Below are 19,227 nucleotides of genomic sequence, written 5' to 3'. Positions count from 1 at the left end.
GGAAAAGGGGCGGAGCTTGCGTGGCAAAACAGCCTCCGCCCGGAGGTCCGCCCATGCCTGACGTTCTCTTCTATCACCTCCAGCGCCAGCCGCTCGAAGCCGTGCTGCCCACGCTCTTGCAGAAGACGCGGGAGCGCGGGTGGCGCGCCGTCGTGCAGGCGACCACGGACGAGCGCATGACGGCGCTCGACGATCATCTGTGGACGTTCGCGGATGACAGCTTCCTGCCGCACGGCACCGATCGCGAGCCCCATGGAAGCGATCAACCCATCCTGCTCACGCTCTCCGCCGACAACCCCAATGCCGCCGCCATCCGTTTCATCGTCGAAGGCGCCGAATTGCCGCCGGACATGGATGTCTACGAACGTGTCGCCATCCTGTTCGACGGAGAGGACGACCGCGCCCTCGCCATTGCCCGCGAGCAATGGCGCGCCGTGAAGGAACAGGGCCATGAGGCCACCTATTGGCAGCAGGACGAACGCGGCCGCTGGGAGCGCAAGGCGTGATACCAAGGACCTAACCGGGAACGTATCTCGCGGCGTTCCATTTTGAAGCAGACCTGAGGATCATGCCGATGACATCGCTCGTTCGTCTGCCCGCACTCGCCTTTCTCGGATTTGCGTTCGCGCTTCCCTCGCTTTCCGTGGCCCAGGAGGAACAGCGGGCGCAGCCGCCGGCCGAACGGCAGCAGGAGGCGCGTCGCCCGCGCGCCGAGGCGGAAAGCCGCTTGCCGCCGGAATCCGTGACCCGGCACACGATCGAGCTCCCCGGCCGCTCCATCAAGCTGACGGCGATTGCGGGCGCCCTGGCGCTCACCAATCCCGAAGGCGTTCCGCAGGCCGAGTATGGGTTCGTGGCGTATATCCGCGACGACGAGGATGCGGCGAACCGGCCCGTGACCTTTGCGGTCAACGGAGGGCCGGGGGCATCCTCGGCCTATCTCAACCTTCTGGCGATCGGACCCTGGCGGCTGCCGCTCGCCGGTTCGAGCATCAGCCCCTCGCTGCCGCCCGTCCTGCAGCCGAACGCCGAGACATGGCTCGATTTTACCGACCTCGTCTTCATCGATCCGCCGGGCACCGGCTATGGCCGCGTCGTCGGGGGCGATCAGGTCCGCGAGCGATTCTATTCGGTGCAGGGCGATATCGACGGCCTCTCGGCCTTCATCGTGCGCTGGCTGAAGGAAAAGAACCGCCTCCGCTCGCCGAAATTCCTGGCCGGCGAGAGCTATGGCGGTTTCCGTGGGCCTCTCGTCGCCGAAAAGCTCCAGAGCGATCTGGGCATCGGGCTGAGCGGACTTGTCCTGGTCTCGCCGGTGCTCGATTTCGACTGGATCGAACAGCCTTCCCATGCGCCCTGGGTCGATGCGGCCCGTCTGCCCTCGATGGCGGCTGCGGCGCTCGCCCGGCGCGGTCCGGTCTCGCGGGACGCGCTGCAGGATGCGGAGCGCTACGCCTCCGGCGAGTATCTCGTCGATCTCCTGCGCGGCGTCACCGACAGGCCGGCGGTGGACCGTCTCGCCAAACGCACCAGCGAATTCACGGGGCTCGATCCGGCATTGACGCAGCGGCTCGCGGGTCGCATCGACACGCGGACGTTTCAGCGTGAGCTGCGCCGGAGCGAGGCGCAGGTGGTGAGCGCCTACGATACCGACATTTCAAGCGCGGACCCCAACCCGAACGCGGATTCGTCGCGGTTCGAGGATCCGGTGCTCAGCGCCATGACCGCGCCCTTGACGAGCGCGATGGTCGATCATCTGGGCCGCATGCTGAACTACAGGCCGGACGGCCGCTACGAGCTTCTCAACGGCGCGGTGAGCCGCGGGTGGAAATGGGATGCCGGGCGCGATACGCCGGAGAATGTCGCGGAGCTCCGGCAGGTTCTGGCCCTCGACGGCAAGCTGCGGGTGCTGGTGACGCACGGTTTCACCGATCTGGTCACGCCGTATTACGCAACGCAACTGCTTCTCAACCAGCTTCCCGATTTCGGGCCCGAGCGGCGCGTGGCGCTGAAGGTTTACGATGGCGGGCACATGTTCTATTCGCGGGACGCATCCCGCCGCGCCTTCCGGGACGACGTTCGGCGGCTCTATGACGATGCGTTGACTGCACGCGCCACACAAAACGGGGACTGAACACAAAATGAAAGTCGTATTAACCGTCGTCGTTGCGACGTTCGCACTGGCGGCGTGCGGCAGCACCGCGTCGCGCGTGCCTGTCACCGCCTACACGGCGCCGGCGGCTTCGATTCCGGCTGCTCCCGATTACGGCCCGGTCCTCGGGTCGGACGGCCGTTGCATCGGCAATGCCGCTGGCACGGCGTCCGTCATCGAGGCGGGAATCGGCGAATGCGATCTCGTCCGGCTGAAGGGCAAGACGCCCACCGATGTGCTGGTCGGCGAAGGCAAAGGCACGCGCGAGGTGCAGGTGCTGTATTCGGAAGCCGGCGGCCGCGAATTGTATTTCTTCGTCAACAATCGCCTCGACCGCATCGTGAAGTAGCGCGTCGATCGCGCGGGCCCACGACACTATCCGGCGGCTTCGATCTCGCCGCTGATCGAAAGCCATTCCTCCTCGGTGGATTCGAGCGTCGCGGCGGCCTCGGCGCGCATTTTCGACAGCTCGGTGGCCTTTGCCGGATCCTTCAGGAACGCGCTTCCGTCCGCGAGCGCCGCATCGACCTTCTCGATCACGGCGCCAAGCTTCGCCAGGCGGGATTCCAGGGCGTCGAGCTTCTTGCGCAGGGGCGCCAGCGCGACGCGGCGTTCGGCTGCGGCGCGGCGATCGTCCACACGGGAAACCGGAACGGTGTCGCGCTTCTCGTCCGGCTTCTGCGGATCGAGATCGCCGGACAGCACGAGCTGTCGGTAATCGTCCATGTCGCCCTCGAACGGCTTCACGGTTCCGCTGCCGACGATCCACAGGCGATCGGCGCAGGCCTCGATGAGAAAGCGGTCGTGGCTGAMGAGGATGACCGCGCCCTCGTAATCGTTGATGGCTTCCATCAGCGCCGTACGGCTGTCGATGTCGAGGTGGTTGGTCGGTTCGTCGAGGATGAGAAGGTTGGGGCCGTTGAACGCCGCCARCCCCATCAGGAGCCGCGCCTTTTCGCCCCCCGACAGGTTCGATACTGGGGTTTCCGATTTCGAACCGCCGAAGCCGAACCGCGCCGCGCGGGCGCGGGCCTTCGCCACCGGTACGTCGGGCATGCGCGCCGCCACGTGGTCGTACGCGGTGGCATTGGGGTTGAGTTCGTCCACCTGATGCTGCGCGAAATACGCCACATCCATCTTGGCGGGACGCCGCACCTCGCCCTTCAGCGGCGCGAGACGCCCGCCGATGAGCTTGCAGAACGTCGACTTGCCGTTGCCGTTGGCGCCGAGCAGCGCGATGCGGTCGTCCGGCTGGATGGTCAGGTTGAGCCGGTCCAGGATGATGCGGTCGCCGTAGCCGACGGCGACGCTCTCTATGGAGATCAGCGGCGGCGCGAGCATCCGCTCCGGGCTCGGCAGATCGAAGGGAAGAACGTCGTCCTCGACGATGGTCGAGATCGGATCGAGCTTGGCGAGCCGCTTCACGCGCGATTGCGCCTGCCGCGCTTTCGAAGCCTTGGCCTTGAACCGGTCGACGAAAGCCTGCAGGTGCTTGCGCTCCGCCTCCTGCTTGACCTTGGCTTTCGCGGTGAGTTCGCGTTTCTCAGCGAATTGCTTGGAAAACGATGTGTAGCCGCCGCGATAGATCGACAGCTTCGCCTGGTCGAGATGCAGGATGTGGCTGACGCTGGTATCGAGCAATTCGCGGTCATGGCTGATGACCAGCACGGTATGCGGATAGCGCCCCAGATAATCGTAGAGCCACAGCGTGCCTTCGAGATCGAGGTAGTTCGTCGGCTCGTCCAGCAGCAGGAGGTCCGGTTCCGAGAACAGGATGGCGGCGAGCGCCACGCGCATCCGCCAGCCGCCGGAAAACGACGAACAGGGCCGGTTCTGGGCTTCGGAATCGAAGCCGAGGCCATGCAGGATGGTGGCGGCGCGGGCGGGTGCCGAATAGGCGCCGATATCGGTCAGCCGCGTCTCGATCTCGGCCCGGCGAAACCCATCGGCGGTCTCGGCCTCGGCTATCAGCGCGGTGCGCTCCTTGTCGGCCGCCAGCACCACCTCGATCAGGCTTTCCGGCCCGCCGGGAGCTTCCTGCGCCACGGCGCCGATCCGCAGTCCGCGGGGGAGGGTGACCTCGCCGCTTTCCGGTGAGATCTCGCCCTGGATGATGCGGAACAGCGTCGTCTTGCCGGCGCCGTTGCGGCCCACCAGCCCGACCTTGCTACCGGACGGCAAGGTAAAGGAGGCGCGATCGAACAGAACGCGGTCGCCGATGCGGTAGGTGAGGTCGTTAGCGTAAAGCATGGCGCCTTGTGGCAAGGGAAACCGCCGCTGGCAAGGCGGCGCAGGTTCGCGTGGCCGAAGGTCGGATTGGACTCGAAAAATAAAATCGCCGGGGCTGGAACCCGCATGACGGATCGTCGTTACGTAACATCATAACGTCTCTAAAAGTTGACGTTAAGCTTCAACCATGTCCCAATTTGCGGGATTTCCGGGGGACCACATGACCAGGCTCGCCAACGCCCTGCTGTTCAAGGACTTGAACATCGATCTGGCCCCCTTCGAGGCCCGCTGCAACTGGCGGCGATTCGATGCCGACGAGACCCTGGTCGATTTCGACGACCTCTCGTCGGACGTCTATTTCCTGCTGTCCGGCGATGTCCGGGTGCTCATGCGCACGGCCTCGGGAAAGGAGGTCATCCTCGACGAATTGCGGCCGGGCGAGCTGTTCGGCGAACTCGCGGCCATGGACGGGATCAAGCGTTCGGCCAATGTGAGCGCCCTGACCCGGGGCGAGGCCTGCGTCATGCCCGCGAGCGCTTTCCGCGAGCTGGTCTTCGCGCACAAGACCGTTGCCGAGCGCCTCTTCTGCCTGATGTCGTCGCGCATTCGCGAACTGAACGAGCGCTTCGTCGAGCAGACCGTGCTCGATCTCCGGCATCGGCTGTATTCGGAATTGCTGCGTCTCTCGGCGCCCCGTCACGAACGGGTTCACGAGCGAGTCATCACGCCGCCGCCCTTCCACCACATCATCGCGTCGCGCATCGGTTGCCGTCGCGAGCAGGTGACACGGGAATTCACCATGATGTCCCACGAAGGCCTGATCGAGCGGACGCGGGGCGCGCTGGTGTTATGCAAGCCCGAGATCCTGCGGTCCCGGGTCGACGAGGCGATGCGCGAGGACGCCTAATCCCGAGCGACGTTGGGCCCATAGGCCAGGAAGAAGACCCGCAGGGCCTCGCGGACCCTGGTTTCGATCTCGGCCGGGTCGAGCTTCGTGTCCACCGCGAAGAGCAGACGCTTCATCGTCTCGGCCTGACACAGGGCGAGGAAGTGCCCGGCCGCCATGTCGGGATCGCTGATCGACAGCCGTCCGGCCTCCGTTTGCCTCGCGAAATAAGCGCTCAGCCGCTCGATGCCCCGCTGCGGACCCGCCTGGTAGAAGGTCTGGCCGATGCGGGGAAATTTCTCGGCGGCGCCGATGACCATCCGCACCGATGAGACATGGTGGGGCTCGGCCATGTATTTCAGGAAGGACGCGCCAAGCTCGGTCAGTTCTGCCCGCACGTCCGGATTGTCGGGGTCGAGCTTGAACAGAACTTCCGCGAGGCACTTCTTCTCCTCCAGCGTCAACTCCTCGAAGAGCTTGTCCTTGCTGTCGAAATAGACATAGAGCGTTCCCTTGGAGACGCCGGACGCGCGGGCGATCTCGCCCATGCTCGCGCCATCGAAGCCCTGGGCGAGAAACACCGCGCGGGCACCCTGCAGGATCTGGCGGCGCTTGGCGCTCTCTCCACAATCAGGCGTGCCGAAAGAGGAACCCTCCATGGCCCCCTTGACGTCTGTCGCCGCGATGTCTTTCAGATCGCTCATAGAAACTTCGTGACCTCGAAAAGTATTGACCGAACCGTTCAGTCACATCATATAGGCGTCGGAAAGTCGGACGTCCAGACTCCTTTGGCAAGCCATGCATTTGGGACCTGGCTGCCACCCATGAGGCTGAAATGGCATATCACGACAAGGATTCGCGGCCCGCTGGGGAGGGAGCTCCCGTCCGTTCCCATGACCGCGCTGCGCCCGATGAGGTCAGAATCCCGGCCGCCGCCGCCCCGGCGGGTTCGGAATCCCCTGCGAAAGCGAAATCCGGCCGCGCCAAGCGCCTCGTCGTTCTGGCGGTGCTGACGGCGATTCTGGGCTTCGCGGCGTATGAGGGCGCCCATTGGTGGCAGACCGGACGCTTCATGGTCTCGACCGACGACGCCTATGTGCAGGCCGACATCACCATCCTGTCGGCGAAGGTATCCGGATACGTGAAGTCGCTTGCCGTCGGGCATAACCAGAGCGTCAAGGCCGGCGACCTGATCGCAACCATCGACGACGGTGATTTTCGCCTGGCGCGGCAGGCGACCCTCGACAAGCTCGCAACACAAAAAAGCGCCATCGTCCGCATCGGTCGGCAGATCGAGGCCGAGAACGCCTCCGTCGCCAAGGCCGAAGCGCAGGTCGCCGCGGCCCAGGCCGATGCGCAGCAGGCGGCGTCCGATTTCGGGCGCCAGCAGCAATTGGCCAAGGCGGATTACGCCAGCAAGGCCACCTTCGAGACCGCCCAGGCCTCCCGCGATCGGGCCAATGCCAATGTGAAGAGCGCGCAGGCCTCCCTGGTCGCGGCACGTGCCGAAGTCGAGGTGCTCGCGGCGCAGCAGGTCGAGGCGGAGCGCCTGGCGTCCGAATTGCAGACGGCCGTTGCGAAGGCCGACCGTGACCTGTCGTTCACGGAAATCCGCGCACCGGTGGATGGCGTCGTCGGCAACAAGGCGGTGGAAGTCGGCGCCTATGTCCAGCCCGGAACGAGGCTTGCTGCCATCGTGCCGCTCGCATCCGTTCACGTCGATGCGAATTTCAAGGAAACGCAGCTCGCGGCCGTGAAGCCGGGCCAGATCGTGCATCTCAAAGTGGACGCATTTCCCGACCGCGACATTCGCGGCGTCGTCGAAAGCGTGGCCCCTGCCGCCGGTTCCGTGTTCAGCCTTTTGCCGCCCGAGAATGCGACGGGCAATTTCACCAAGATCGTCCAGCGCGTGCCCGTGCGCATCGCAGTCAGAACCGACGAAGCGCAGCAGGATCTGCTGCGGCCGGGTATGTCGGTGGTGGTCGAGGTCGATACGCGCACGTCCTCCGACGCTTCCAAAAYCGCACAGCGCTAGACGAAAGTCCGCAAAGCCATGGCCGGCAGCGCCGCCATCACCGGAACGCCGGCCATGCAGCCGTCCGCACGATCGCCCGCGCAGGAGCGTCGCCGCACATTCGCGTTCATCTGCATGGTGTTCGGCATGTTCATGGCGATCCTGGACATCCAGATCGTCTCCGCGTCGCTCGCAGAAATTCAGGCCGGATTGTCCGCGTCGGCCGACGAGATCTCGTGGGTGCAGACGAGCTACCTCATCGCCGAGGTGATCATGATCCCGCTGTCGGGCACCCTGTCGCGGATGCTGTCGACACGGTGGATGTTCGTGATTTCGGCGGGCGGTTTCACGCTCATGAGCATCATGTGCGCCACCTCGACATCGATCGAGGAAATGATCGTCTGGCGTGCCCTGCAGGGCTTCATCGGAGGCGGGATGATCCCGACGGTGTTCGCGTCGGCCTTCACGATATTTCCGCCTTCCAAACGGCCGATCATCTCGCCGATCATCGGCCTCGTCGCAACGCTGGCGCCGACGATCGGGCCCACGGTGGGCGGCTACCTGACGGACCTCTTCTCTTGGCACTGGCTGTTTCTCGTCAACATCGTGCCGGGAATTTTCGTGACCGTGTCGACCTATCTGCTGGTCGATTTCGACGAGCCCGATTTCAGCCTGTTCAAGACCTTCGACTGGTACGGGCTGACCTTCATGGCGATCTTCCTCGGCAGCCTGGAATTCGTGCTCGAGGAAGGGCCGACCAACGAATGGTTCGAGGATCGCGCGGTTCTCTTCCTGACCATCGCGGGTGTGACCACCGCCGCGGCGTTCTTCTATCGCGCGTTCAAGGCGGAACATCCCATCGTCGACCTGCGCGCCTTCTCCGACCGCAATTTCGCCGCCGGCTCGGCCTTCAGTTTCGTCATGGGCATCGGCCTCTATGGCCTGACCTACCTGTATCCGATCTATCTCGCGCGCGTTCGGGGCTATTCGTCGTTGCAGATCGGCGAGACGATGTTCGTCACCGGTGCCTGCATGTTCGTGATGGCGCCCGTCGCCGGCATCCTGTCGCGCAAGCTCGATCCCCGTGTGATGATGGGAATCGGTTTCCTGTGCTTCGCCGGCGGCACGTGGATGGTGACCGGACTGACGAAGGATTGGGATTTCTGGGAGCTGTTCGTGCCGCAGATTCTCCGCGGCGTCGGGCTGATGATCTGCATGGTGCCGATCAACAACATCGCGCTCGGCACCTTGCCGCCGCAGCGACTCAAGAATGCGGCCGGCCTCTATAATCTCACGCGCAATCTCGGCGGCGCGGTGGGTCTCGCGCTCATCAACACGATCCTCAACGACCGCTGGGACCTGCATCTTCAGCGCTTGCGGGAAAGCGTCGACTGGGGCAGCGCGACGGCGGTCGAAACGCTGAACAATCTGACGCAGAAATATCTCGGCCTCGGTTCCGATGCGTCGGCCGCCGCGCTCAAGACCATGTCGAACATGCTGCGGCAGGAGGCGCTCGTCATGGCGTTTGCCGACGTTTTCCTGCTCCTGACCGTTCTCTTCGTCGCCTTCATTTTCGCGCTCCCGCTCATCCGCAAGCCGGCAGCGGCGGCGCCGGGAGCGGGCGGAGGGCACTAGAGACGGATCCATCGTCCCGGAGCGTTTTGGATATTGTTCTCCCGGGCCGATCATCCTACGTTGCGCCAACGATTTTCAGAGCGCATGCGAGGTTTTCCGAAATTTTGACCCTTTCCCCTCAATCCGCCTCCGTGGGGGCAGTGCGGCGTTCCTTTGCCCCGTGGGCGGATCCCGCCGCGACGCCGCTGATCCGTTTTGAAAATGTGACGAAGCGGTTCGGCGACGCAACGGCGGTCGACGGTTTGTCGCTCGACATCTTCGAGCGGGAATTCTTCTGCCTCCTGGGACCGTCCGGTTGCGGCAAGACGACGTTGATGCGGATGCTGGCGGGTTTCGAGCAGCCGAGCGAAGGCACCATCACGCTCGGCGGCCGGGACCTCGAAGGCGTGCCGCCTTATCGGCGGCCGGTCAACATGATGTTCCAGTCCTATGCGCTGTTCCCGCATATGAGCGTCGAGCGGAATATCGGCTTCGGCCTTCGCCAGGACGGCTTCCCCAAGGCCGAGATCGCCGCGCGGGTGGACGAGATGTTGCGGCTGGTGCAGCTCGAGCGCCTTGCGAAGCGCTATCCGAGCCAGCTCTCGGGTGGGCAGCGGCAGCGCGTGGCGCTGGCGCGGGCGCTCGCCAAGCGACCCAAACTCCTGTTGCTCGACGAACCCCTCGGCGCCCTCGACAAGAAGCTGCGCGAGGAAACGCAGTTCGAGCTGATGGATATCCAGCATTCGCTCGGCATGACCTTCGTGGTCGTCACGCACGATCAGGAAGAGGCGATGACCATGGCGGACCGCATCGCCGTCATGGATCACGGCCGCATCGTGCAGGTCGCGACGCCGGGCGAGATCTACGAACAGCCTCGCACGCGCTTCATCGCCGAGTTCGTCGGCGACGTGAACATCCTCGAAGGCCGCGTCCGCGGGCAGCAGAACGGGCTTTGGCAGATCGACACGGCGTCCGCGCAGGCGCCGCTCACCATCGACGACGCCGATGAGGTTCTGAATGACGGACAGGCTGTCGCAATCGCGGTGCGGCCTGAAAAGATGTTGATCCATCGCGAACCTCCAGCTCCCGACGCGGCCAACGTCCTCACCGGCGAGGTTTGGGATATCGGCTATCTCGGCGACTGGACCGTCTATCGCATCAAGCTTGCATCCGGTGCGATCCTTCGCGTCACGCGCGCCAACCGGTCGCGCTTCGTCGAAAATCCCATCGACTGGGACGAGCAGGTCTATGTCACGTTCGCGCCCGACGCGGCGGTGATTCTGGCGGAATAGGGAGATGATCGCGCGCACATTTCCCAAACGAATGGCGGACGCACTCGTGCCGGCGCTGCCGTTCCTGTGGCTCGGCATTTTCTTTCTCGCGCCGTTCCTGATCGTCCTGAAGATCAGCCTCTCGGACCCGGCGGTGGCCCAGCCGCCTTACCGGCCGGTTTTTGAATGGAGCGACGTCACGGGCTTTTTCAGCCAGCTCGATCTTGAAAACTTCACCATGCTCGTCGCCGACGATCTCTATCTGTCGGCAACCCTGTCGTCGATCCGGATCGCCGGCATCTCCACTCTGCTGTTGCTTCTCGTCGGCTTTCCCATCGCCTATGCGATGGCGCGCGCGCCATCACGGCATCGCGGGTTGCTGGTGGCGCTCGTCATCCTGCCGTTCTGGACGAGTTTCCTCATCCGCATCTATGCCTGGGTGGCGATCCTCAAGCCCGAGGGGTTGCTCAATCAGGGGCTGATGGCGCTGGGACTGATCGACGAACCGCTGCACATCCTCAACACCGAGGCGGCGGTGTTCATCGGCATCGTCTACGCCTACCTCCCCTTCATGGTGCTGCCGCTCTACGCGGCGCTCGAAAAGATGGACGACACGTTGATCGAGGCGGCGCTCGATCTCGGTTCGCCGCCGTGGCGGACATTCTGGACCGTCACCGTGCCGCTCGCCATGCCGGGGGTGATCGCCGGCTCTCTCCTGTGTTTCATTCCGGCGGTGGGCGAGTTCGTCATCCCCGATCTGCTCGGAGGCTCCGAGACATTGATGATCGGCCGGCAATTGTGGAGCGAGTTCTTCTCAAACCGCGATTGGCCGCTCGCTTCCGCCGTCGCGATACTCCTGCTGCTCATTCTGGTCGTGCCCATCGTGATCTATCGCGACGTGGAAGCCCGTCGTCTCGAGGCCCGCCCGTGACCCGCCGCTTGTCTTTCTTCAACGTCACGTCGCTGGTGCTCGGATTTGCGTTCCTCTACCTGCCGATCCTGCTGCTCATCGTCTATTCGTTCAACGCGTCGCGTCTGGTGACGGTCTGGGGCGGGTTCTCGACGCAATGGTACGTGGCGTTGTTTCGCAACGAGGCGCTGATGGATGCCGCGTGGGTGACCCTGCGCATCGCGCTTTTCTCCGCAAGCCTTGCGACGGTGCTCGGCACGCTCGCGGCCCTGGCGCTGACCCGCTACGGACGCTTTGCGGGGCGAACCCTGTTCACCGGCATGATCTATGCGCCGATGGTCATGCCGGAGGTCATCACCGGTCTGTCGCTGCTGCTGTTCTTCGTCGCTATCGGACTCGATCGCGGATTCATGACGGTCATGCTGGCGCATACCACGTTGACGATGTGCTTCGTGACCGTGGTGGTGCAGGCGCGATTGATGACACTCGACCGCTCGCTCGAGGAAGCCGCGATGGATCTCGGCGCTCCGCCGCTGCGCACATTCTTCAGCGTCACGCTGCCGCTCATCGCCCCATCGGTTCTGGCAGGGTTTCTCCTAGCCTTCACCCTGTCGCTCGACGATCTCGTCATCGCGAGCTTCAACACGGGGCCGGGAGCCACGACGCTGCCCATCCGCATCTACTCGCAGGTGCGTCTGGGGCTCTCCCCCGAGATCAATGCCGCGTCGRCGATCCTGATCGGTGTGGTGACATTCGGCGTCATCACCGCGACCGTGTTGAGCAAGCGAGCCGCTTCAAGCCCGCGGAACGAGGGTCACTGAGCGGTCGCCAGCGGCCGCGTGGTGGGGCCTGCGACCGGCTGCATGGGCCCGAAAAGCGGCTTGGCTGCGCCGGAGCGCTGGATGAGCGACCGGGCATCGGGCGTCACGATCACATCCTGCCAACGTCCCGTCAGATCGAAAACGATCGACGGGGCAAGGCTCGGACCGGCCGTCGTGGGCGACACCCCTGCTTTGAGATCGAGCGCCCGGTCGAGAAGGAAAATGCGGCCCCGCAGGCTCGTCACCAAGCCCGGCGCCGTCATTTGGCTGTCGGCGATTTCCGCGACGCCCTCGACGACGTTCACCTGAACCTGCGCCTGATCGAAGGGCGTGCGGCCGCCTTTCCAGTTCAGCGAGGCCGACAGCGGACGCTTCTCGACCCTGCGAATGGCGTCGCCCAGACCGATGCCCAACAATTCCCCGTCCTTGATCGCCACATTGGCGTGGCCCATGGCGTGGCGAACGACCTCGGCGGGCGTGCGGCCCGTGCCTTCGAGCTGAAACTGGCCCTGGCCCGGACCTTGAATCCAGCGGCCCTGACCTGTCGCCGTCAGGAACGATCCCATCTCCACCTTGTCGAACGCGCCCTGCGCCCGCACTTCCGTTCCGCCCTCGGCGGAGATGAGCGACAGGCGGCCCTTGAGGGTGCCCTCATGAAATGTGCCGCGTCCGAGAGACGCCTCGATGCGTCCCGGTCGCACCTGCACGCTCGCAGCCATGTCGCCGAGGCGGACACGGTCAAGGCGGGCGTCGGTTGCGGAGAAACGCAGGTCGAGGTCGCTGGCGGTCGCACGCGAAAGGTCGATCGCGTCGTCGCTCCAAGTCCCCGAAGATGTCATGGCGAGCGCGATCGGCGCGACGAGGTCGGTCAGATCGACATCGTCCGCCGCGAGCGTCCCGCTGATCAGCGGCCTTTCGCCGTCGAGCCGCACCGCGAGGGTTCCCTCGAGGGCGTCGCTACCGAGTTTCACCTTGACGGAGGGCCAGGACAGGCCCCGCCTGTCGAAAGACAGCAGGCCTTCGACGGAAACCGCGCGAAGCAGCGATCCGAAGGGGAGGTCGAGGCCGCTCCATCGCGTGAAGGCGCGCGTGGATGTCGCCTTCAGCAGGCTGCTGCCCTTGAAACGCGGATCGGCGCCCGCCTGCGCGATGCCGTCGACGGTGAATTGGGCCGCATGCAGCGTGGCGTTGAGCGCGAAGCGCCCGGCTCTCCCGGAGGCGAGCGCCAGAGGCTGCAAGGTCGCTTCTTCGATACTCACGGTTTCGCCACGGAACAGGGCCGAGCCTGCGACATTCAGGATGTCGTCAGTCGCCGACCAGGCGAAGACCGCATTGATGCTGTCCAACCCATCCTCCGGCCGATCGGTCCATCGCAAGGACGAGCCCGCGATCACGAGACGGTCGACGGAGGCCTGCCGGGCGGCGTCCCGCAACAGGCTCGCCCAATCCCGCGAGCGCAGGTCCGACGCGGAGGCGCCGAGGCGGCTGTCGCTGAGCGACACGCTCCCGAGTGACACCCGTCCCAGAAGCAGCGGCAGGATGTCGATCTCGGCCCGAAGGGTCCCGCCTTCCGCTGTCAGGGATGTCGAAGGCTGGCGGAGCGAGATCTGTTCGAACTTGATTCGGGGTTTCGGCAGCACAGCGAAGGTGCTTCGTCCGGAGACCCGGAGGTCGAGCCCGTATTGCGACTCGAGATGCGACGTGACCGAGGCCGCGAGTCCGCCGGCCGACAGCGTCCACGGCAAAGCGGCGCCTGCCAGGAGCAACAGGCACACGACAGCGATCGACAGCACGGCACGACGCGACATTCGGTAAAAATCCGGACCTTGGGTCCCGCTGGGGAAGGGGGGCAGAAAAGAGGCGGCGGCCGGTCGTCGGACGCCGTCATGGGTTTTCATATATGCACAGGAAGGGATTGTCTAAATTGAGGCCAAGTTGCAGGGTGGCGCGGATCGACCCGGAAGGGCGTGCAGGCGACTGGCCGTGACTAGGATTTCGGCTCGGGAGAGACGTTGTTATGGATAAGGTCTACAAGAATGCGGCCACGGCCATGGCCGGGCTGGTCAAGGATGGCATGTCGATAATGGCGGGCGGATTCGGCCTCTGCGGCATTCCGGAACTGCTGATCGAGGCGATTCGCGAGTCGGGCGCCAAGAATCTGACATTCATCTCCAACAATGCCGGCGTGGACGGAGTCGGGCTCGGCCGACTTCTGGAGACCCGCCAGATCAGGAAGATGATCTCGTCCTATGTGGGTGAGAACAAGCTGTTCGCTCAGCAATTCCTGTCCGGGGAGCTCGAGCTCGAATTCAACCCGCAGGGCACTCTGGCGGAGCGCATCCGGGCCGGCGGCGCGGGCATTCCGGCATTCTTCACCAAGACGGGCGTCGGCACCCTGATCGCCGAGGGCAAGGAAGAGCGCGAATTCGACGGCGAGCGCTACATCATGGAGCGCGGGCTGTTCGCCGACATCGCAATCGTCCACGCCTGGAAGGGCGATACCGAGGGCAACCTTGTCTACCGGAAGACCGCCCGCAATTTTAACCCCATGATGGCGAGCGCCGCGCGGGTGACGGTGGCGCAGGTCGAGCATCTGGTGCGGGCCGGCGAGATCGAACCCGATCATATCCACACGCCGGGCATCTTCGTGAAGCGCATCGTCCATGTGGCGAATCCCGTGAAGCACATCGAACAACGCACGACCCGCAAGCGCGCCGACACGGCCGTCGCTGCCGGGGCAGGGGAGGAAATCTGATGGCCTGGACTCGCGACCAGATGGCGGCGCGCGCCGCCAAAGAACTGCGTGACGGTTTCTACGTGAACCTCGGCATCGGCATTCCCACGCTGGTGTCGAACTACATCCCCAAGGGGATGCGCGTGCAGTTGCAATCGGAAAACGGCATGCTTGGCATGGGCCCGTTTCCCTTTGAGGGCGAAGAAGACGCCGACCTGATCAATGCGGGAAAGCAGACCATCACCGAATTGCCGACCACCAGCTATTTCTCCAGCGCGGATTCGTTCGGCATGATCCGTGGCGGGCATATTGACCTGTCGATCCTGGGCGCCATGCAGGTGGCGCAGAACGGCGACCTCGCCAACTGGATGATTCCCGGCAAGATGGTGAAGGGCATGGGCGGCGCCATGGACCTGGTGGCTGGCGTGAAGCGCGTCGTCGTCGTCATGGAGCACACGGCCAAGGACGAACCGAAGCTTTTGAAAGAGTGCAACCTCCCGCTCACCGGCGCCGGCGTCGTCGATTTGGTGATCACCGATCTCGGTGTCTTTTCCATCGACAAGAAGGGAGGCTCGGGCATGACCCTGATCGAACTCGCGGACGGCGTGACCGTCGATGAGATCAAGGCGAAGACCGGGGCCGATTTCCGCGTCGCACTCGACAAGGAATCGAGCGCGGCCTGACGGGTCTCTGCAAGTGCGAGCGGCCAGCATTTCGATAGGATTTCGCTGGCCGGTCTCAATATCCTGCTAGGTCGAGACGGCGCGCTCTATATTGCCGGGCTCTATGGCGGCGTTGCGGAGGCGGGCGATCTCCGCCTCGAGCTTGCCCATGTTCTCGAACAGCCGTTCGCTCGTCAGCCTGAGAAAATAAAAGCCGAATTCGGGGTTCTGGAAGTAGAGCTGGCGCACCTGATCATAGGTGATGCTGAGCATCTCGCCGCTTTCCAGACATTCGAGGGTCTGGGAGCGTCTGTTGTCCGGCGACAGGAATCCCATCTCGCCGACCACATGGCCCTGGGGGATGTCGATCCCTAGCTCCCTCAAGCGAAAGCGGCCGGAGAGCGTGTAGAACATGTGATTGGCCGAATCGCCTTTCGCGAACAATACGTCGCCCGCCTTGACGGTTTGGCGCGTCATGAACGGCTTCAGCCACTCCATCGAGAGATCGCTCTTGGAGGCGAGCCTCACCTTCTGGATCAGCCGCAACATCTGCCACGTCCTGACGCCGTTGAGGGGCAGCAGGATCATGTTGACGGTCATGCTGGGGTAGAGGCCCATGTTGTACGCGTAGAACAGCGATACGACATTGGTGACGATGCCGATGCAGCGCAGCGGGATGATGGTTTTCATCGCGCTGCCGGCAATGGAGAGACAGGCGGCCAGCCAGCCGATCGCTTCGATCCAGGTCATGTGCATCTGTCGTTCACCCTGTATGCCGGTGCGGAATATAACATTCGCAAGCGCCTGTCAGCGGGATATGCGCGAGCGCACCAACCTGCCATCCTCGACGAACAGCTCTTTGGGATGACGGATGTGCGCAGGCAGGCGCGCGATGAAGACCGGCGGCGTGCAAGCTCACTGCCAGCGGTCGGCGCTTTCGGCTTTCGAATTCAGAACTTGAAGCCGGCGCCGATCCCCTTACCGGTCATGACCGGCTCGACGTTGTTCGACGGGGGAGCCGGCGTCGACAATCTGCTGGGTACCGTGACCGCGCGGCGCTGCGCGGCAGCGCTCGGGCCAACCGTCTTGCCGCCTCGTGAATCGCCGCCACTGAGAGACGGGGGCGGAGGAACGTCGGTGCGGGGAAGAACACCGGGCGCGCTGGTGTTGCAGCCCGCCAAGGAAACGCCGAACAAGATAAGAGCGGATGGTGTAATCAGCCTGCGAATCATGTCTCTGAATCCTTGCTGTGCAAACCTTGTCGAAATCGCCGCAAACACGAGCGTTGTTGCGCGGCAACGGGATGGAAACAGAAAAAGCCCGGTGTTTCCACCGGGCTTTTTCGTGAGACTTAAACGGCTCTTAGTAGCTGCTGAACTTGTAGTTCAGGCCAGCGCGAACCACGCCGAACTCGGCGTTGTTGTTGTTGGCATAAGCGCCGAAATTGTCGTTCTTGGTGTCGAGGTTCACGTACAGACCTTCGACCTTGGCGGTCAGGTTGTTGGTGAACGCGTATTCGACACCGCCGCCGAGGACCCAACCGGTGTTGGTGCCGTTCGACGAGCCGTAGATGTAGTTGCCGGCTGCGTCGAYATAGACGCTCGAGCCCGAACCGATGTCGCCGTAAGCGAAACCGCCGGTGGCGTACACGAGAGCGCGGTCGATGGCGAAACCGGCGCGGGCGCGCACGGTRCCGAACCACTGGCCGTCATTGCTGTCGTCRCCCAGGAAGCCCTGGCCGAMATAGCCGCGTCCGCCGCCGATGTCGGCGTACTGGATATCCGTCTCGAGACCGATGACGAACTGGCCMATCTGGTAGTTGTAGCCGATCTGGCCACCGCCGACGAAGCCGCCGTCGCTACCGCCGCCGCTATAGCCGAAAACGGGGTCGAAGTAGTTGTTGTTGTCGTTGGTGTTCCAGCCGTAACCGGCGTTCACGCCGACGTAGAAGCCGGTCCAGGTGAAGAGGGGCACAGCCGCGACCATCGGGGGAGGAGCGTAGCGCGACGGCAGGTCCGCAGCCTGAGCGGCGGATGCAGCGATAGCCAGGGCTGCCGTACCGGCGAGCAGGCTGAGGAGAGAAGAGCGCATGGGAATTTCCCTTGTTGGTACTTTCGGAGAGCTCAACTTACCTAAGGGCGCGGGATTTTCCTATGGCGGATTAGCAACAGCGATAACAAAATATGAAAGAAATACAATAACATAGCAATAAGATTTAATCATGTTTACCGATAGTTACAGTGTAGAATTGACCGGACGGCAGGAGCATGCGCTCTTTGACTTGCGATTTTTCCAGTGCAGCTGGGGAATGGCGAGAGAAGAGAAACCTTGGCCCCGTCGCGATTCGCCGGGGCCTTTTTTTGATTGATCGCCCGTTCCTTCGGCGCGGCCCTTCCCGACGAGGCGATTCGCACCACATCTGCATGATGTGATTTCCTCGAGTTTCGGAGACGCAACCGCATGATCGCGATCTGCCGCCCGTTATCATCTGCCGCCGCTCGACATTCCGCTCTTCTCTGTGGGATCGCCGCGCTGTCGCTGATGAGCGTTGAGCCTGCGCGGGCGGGTTGCTCGGACAATCCTGGTCCGCGGATCGACTGGACCGGTTGCTCGAAGGCGCGCCGCATGTTGGCAGGCGATGATTTTACCGGCAGCATCTTTACCAAGGCAGCGCTCGGTGCCAGCGATTTCGCAGGCTCGGTGCTGAAAGGCGCGAAACTCAACGAGACGGAGGTGACCCGTACGCGATTCGAAGGCGCCAACCTCTCCCAGGCGGATTTCACCAAGGCCGTGGGGTGGCGCGCCAATTTCGTAAACGCCAACCTGTCGAAGGCGGTCCTGCACRCCGCCGATATGAGCCGTTCGGATTTCACGAAGGCCAATCTCACCGGCGCCAACTTGAGCAAGTCGGAGCTCAACCGATCGGATTTCTCGGGTGCCGACCTCACCGGCGCGGATCTCTCGCGGGCCGAATTGGCGCGGGTCATCTTCACGAACGCGAAGTTGGCGGGGGTGAATTTCAGCTTCTCGAATCTCTCGCGGGCCAATCTCGCGCATGTCGATCTCAAGGGCGTGGACCTGACGCGAGCCTATCTCCTCCTGACCCAATTTGCCGGCGCCAACCTCGCCGACGTCAAGGGACTTGCCCAGGCACAGATCGATCATGCGTGCGGCGATGCGAACACGAAGCTGCCGGCGGGATTGACCGCGCCCAAGACCTGGCCTTGCCCTGTCGAGCCCGATTAGTCTGGCGTGAATTCACGCCGGCGCGAGTACCGATGCGATGATGAGGACGATGCCCACGAGGCCGAAGAGCCACACCAGCGAACGGATATACGGGATTCCCACTGCGTAAAGCGGCACGTAGACGATCCGGGCCCAGAAATACAACGTCGCGCCCCACCAGGTGAGCGCACCCTCGCGTCCGGCCACATGGGCGATCAGGACGGCCGCGGCGAAGATCGGCAAAGTTTCGAACAGGTTTTTCTGCGCGCGCTGCATACGCCCCGTAAGGCGGCCGACAGGTGGCCCTGCCTCGTCCCGCGGTCCGGCATTGTAGGCGCTCCCGGTTTCGCTGGTTCTGAGGATCGCGGTGAGGGAGATCTGAAACAGCGCAAGGACGAGCACCCACGCGAGAAGCGTCAATTCGGTTGTCATCGAGGGTAGCTCCGGGAGAGTTGGAGAGCGTGTGCTCCCATCGTAGTGAGAATGCGCGACAAGTCATCCGGCGGCGCAGAGGCAGTTCAGCCTCGATGCACAACGGGTTGCAGAGCCTTTTTTCGGTCGGACTATTCGACGGTGAATTGCAACTTAGTTTCGCGCATCACAATTTCGTGGCCATTTTCTCGCCCTATTGTTGAGCTTTTGAAGAAGCTGTCCTAACGTCGTTTCCCAGACGACGCCTCCTTCCAACCGTTACTCCCGTCTCCCCGGC

At 63.7% G+C, this 19,227-nt stretch carries 19 protein-coding genes; 12 read left to right on the top strand and 7 right to left on the bottom strand.

The window, feature by feature from the left end:
* Positions 1–53: 53 nt before the first annotated feature.
* The 3 genes from AC1DVM_RS11600 to AC1DVM_RS11590 all read left to right on the top strand — a co-directional run bounded on the left by AC1DVM_RS11600 (position 54) and on the right by AC1DVM_RS11590 (position 2,501).
* Positions 54–506 carry a DNA polymerase III subunit chi gene (locus AC1DVM_RS11600; RefSeq protein WP_477254585.1) on the top strand — a complete coding sequence of 151 codons (453 nt, stop codon included), beginning with the start codon at positions 54–56 and terminating at the stop codon, positions 504–506.
* 68 nt (positions 507–574) lie between these two features.
* A complete protein-coding gene (locus AC1DVM_RS11595; RefSeq protein ID WP_477254584.1) occupies positions 575–2,134 on the top strand; it encodes a S10 family peptidase in 1,560 nt (519 codons plus the stop codon).
* A gap of 7 nt (positions 2,135–2,141) precedes the next feature.
* A complete protein-coding gene (locus AC1DVM_RS11590; protein ID WP_477254583.1) occupies positions 2,142–2,501 on the top strand; it encodes a hypothetical protein in 360 nt (119 codons plus the stop codon).
* A gap of 26 nt (positions 2,502–2,527) precedes the next feature.
* Here the strand turns inward: AC1DVM_RS11590 and AC1DVM_RS11585 are convergent, their stop codons facing one another.
* Positions 2,528–4,402: an ABC-F family ATP-binding cassette domain-containing protein gene (locus AC1DVM_RS11585; RefSeq protein ID WP_477254582.1), complete on the bottom strand. Its 1,875-nt coding sequence runs from the start codon at positions 4,400–4,402 to the stop codon at positions 2,528–2,530.
* Positions 4,403–4,601: 199 nt separating this feature from the next.
* On the opposite strand from AC1DVM_RS11585, the gene AC1DVM_RS11580 reads away from it, so the two are divergent.
* A complete protein-coding gene (locus AC1DVM_RS11580) occupies positions 4,602–5,288 on the top strand; it encodes a Crp/Fnr family transcriptional regulator (RefSeq protein ID WP_477254581.1) in 687 nt (228 codons plus the stop codon).
* Here AC1DVM_RS11580 and AC1DVM_RS11575 read toward each other — a convergent pair.
* On the bottom strand, positions 5,285–5,926 hold the full coding sequence (locus AC1DVM_RS11575) for a TetR/AcrR family transcriptional regulator (RefSeq protein ID WP_477254601.1): 642 nt from the start codon (positions 5,924–5,926) through the stop codon (positions 5,285–5,287). The genes AC1DVM_RS11580 and AC1DVM_RS11575 overlap by 4 nt on opposite strands.
* A 176-nt stretch (positions 5,927–6,102) precedes the next feature.
* Between AC1DVM_RS11575 and AC1DVM_RS11570 the strand changes: the two genes are divergently transcribed.
* From AC1DVM_RS11570 to AC1DVM_RS11550, 5 genes are all read left to right on the top strand, one after another.
* Positions 6,103–7,302, top strand: a complete 1,200-nt coding sequence (locus AC1DVM_RS11570; protein WP_477254580.1) for an HlyD family secretion protein — start codon at positions 6,103–6,105, stop codon at positions 7,300–7,302.
* 18 nt (positions 7,303–7,320) lie between these two features.
* Positions 7,321–8,916 (top strand): DHA2 family efflux MFS transporter permease subunit, encoded by a 1,596-nt coding sequence (locus tag AC1DVM_RS11565; RefSeq protein ID WP_477254579.1) that lies wholly within the window; start codon positions 7,321–7,323, stop codon positions 8,914–8,916.
* Between the two features lie 140 nt (positions 8,917–9,056).
* On the top strand, positions 9,057–10,187 hold the full coding sequence (locus AC1DVM_RS11560; protein WP_477254578.1) for an ABC transporter ATP-binding protein: 1,131 nt from the start codon (positions 9,057–9,059) through the stop codon (positions 10,185–10,187).
* A gap of 4 nt (positions 10,188–10,191) precedes the next feature.
* Entirely contained in the window at positions 10,192–11,097 is a 906-nt protein-coding gene (locus AC1DVM_RS11555; RefSeq protein WP_477254577.1) for an ABC transporter permease subunit, read from the top strand.
* The gene (locus tag AC1DVM_RS11550) at positions 11,094–11,897 is read left to right on the top strand and encodes an ABC transporter permease (protein WP_477254576.1); all 804 of its coding nucleotides are present in this window, start codon (positions 11,094–11,096) and stop codon (positions 11,895–11,897) included. Before AC1DVM_RS11555 ends, AC1DVM_RS11550 begins: the two co-directional genes overlap by 4 nt.
* Here AC1DVM_RS11550 and AC1DVM_RS11545 read toward each other — a convergent pair.
* A complete protein-coding gene (locus AC1DVM_RS11545) occupies positions 11,891–13,705 on the bottom strand; it encodes an AsmA family protein (RefSeq protein WP_477254575.1) in 1,815 nt (604 codons plus the stop codon). The two genes, AC1DVM_RS11550 and AC1DVM_RS11545, sit on opposite strands and share 7 nt — an antisense overlap.
* A gap of 209 nt (positions 13,706–13,914) precedes the next feature.
* Here AC1DVM_RS11545 and AC1DVM_RS11540 point away from each other — a divergent pair, with 209 nt between their 5' ends.
* The gene (locus tag AC1DVM_RS11540; RefSeq protein WP_477254574.1) at positions 13,915–14,652 is read left to right on the top strand and encodes a CoA transferase subunit A; all 738 of its coding nucleotides are present in this window, start codon (positions 13,915–13,917) and stop codon (positions 14,650–14,652) included.
* A complete protein-coding gene (locus AC1DVM_RS11535; RefSeq protein ID WP_477254573.1) occupies positions 14,652–15,314 on the top strand; it encodes a 3-oxoacid CoA-transferase subunit B in 663 nt (220 codons plus the stop codon). Before AC1DVM_RS11540 ends, AC1DVM_RS11535 begins: the two co-directional genes overlap by 1 nt.
* A gap of 66 nt (positions 15,315–15,380) precedes the next feature.
* Here the strand turns inward: AC1DVM_RS11535 and AC1DVM_RS11530 are convergent, their stop codons facing one another.
* The 3 genes from AC1DVM_RS11530 to AC1DVM_RS11520 all read right to left on the bottom strand — a co-directional run bounded on the left by AC1DVM_RS11530 (position 15,381) and on the right by AC1DVM_RS11520 (position 17,384).
* Positions 15,381–16,043 carry a Crp/Fnr family transcriptional regulator gene (locus AC1DVM_RS11530; RefSeq protein ID WP_477254572.1) on the bottom strand — a complete coding sequence of 221 codons (663 nt, stop codon included), beginning with the start codon at positions 16,041–16,043 and terminating at the stop codon, positions 15,381–15,383.
* A 200-nt stretch (positions 16,044–16,243) separates the two neighbouring features.
* On the bottom strand, positions 16,244–16,525 hold the full coding sequence (locus tag AC1DVM_RS11525; protein WP_477254571.1) for a hypothetical protein: 282 nt from the start codon (positions 16,523–16,525) through the stop codon (positions 16,244–16,246).
* Between the two features lie 130 nt (positions 16,526–16,655).
* Positions 16,656–17,384 (bottom strand): outer membrane protein, encoded by a 729-nt coding sequence (locus tag AC1DVM_RS11520; protein ID WP_477254570.1) that lies wholly within the window; start codon positions 17,382–17,384, stop codon positions 16,656–16,658.
* Between the two features lie 534 nt (positions 17,385–17,918).
* On the opposite strand from AC1DVM_RS11520, the gene AC1DVM_RS11515 reads away from it, so the two are divergent.
* Positions 17,919–18,539: a pentapeptide repeat-containing protein gene (locus AC1DVM_RS11515; RefSeq protein WP_477254569.1), complete on the top strand. Its 621-nt coding sequence runs from the start codon at positions 17,919–17,921 to the stop codon at positions 18,537–18,539.
* A gap of 12 nt (positions 18,540–18,551) precedes the next feature.
* Here AC1DVM_RS11515 and AC1DVM_RS11510 read toward each other — a convergent pair whose 3' ends face one another.
* Positions 18,552–18,950, bottom strand: a complete 399-nt coding sequence (locus AC1DVM_RS11510) for an MAPEG family protein (protein ID WP_477254568.1) — start codon at positions 18,948–18,950, stop codon at positions 18,552–18,554.
* Between the last annotated feature and the right edge of the window lie 277 nt (positions 18,951–19,227).

This window comes from Microvirga sp. P4_A5 (assembly GCF_056402495.1).
The sequence above is the reverse complement of the archived record's forward strand: the minus strand, read 5'-3'. Positions and strand labels throughout refer to the sequence as shown.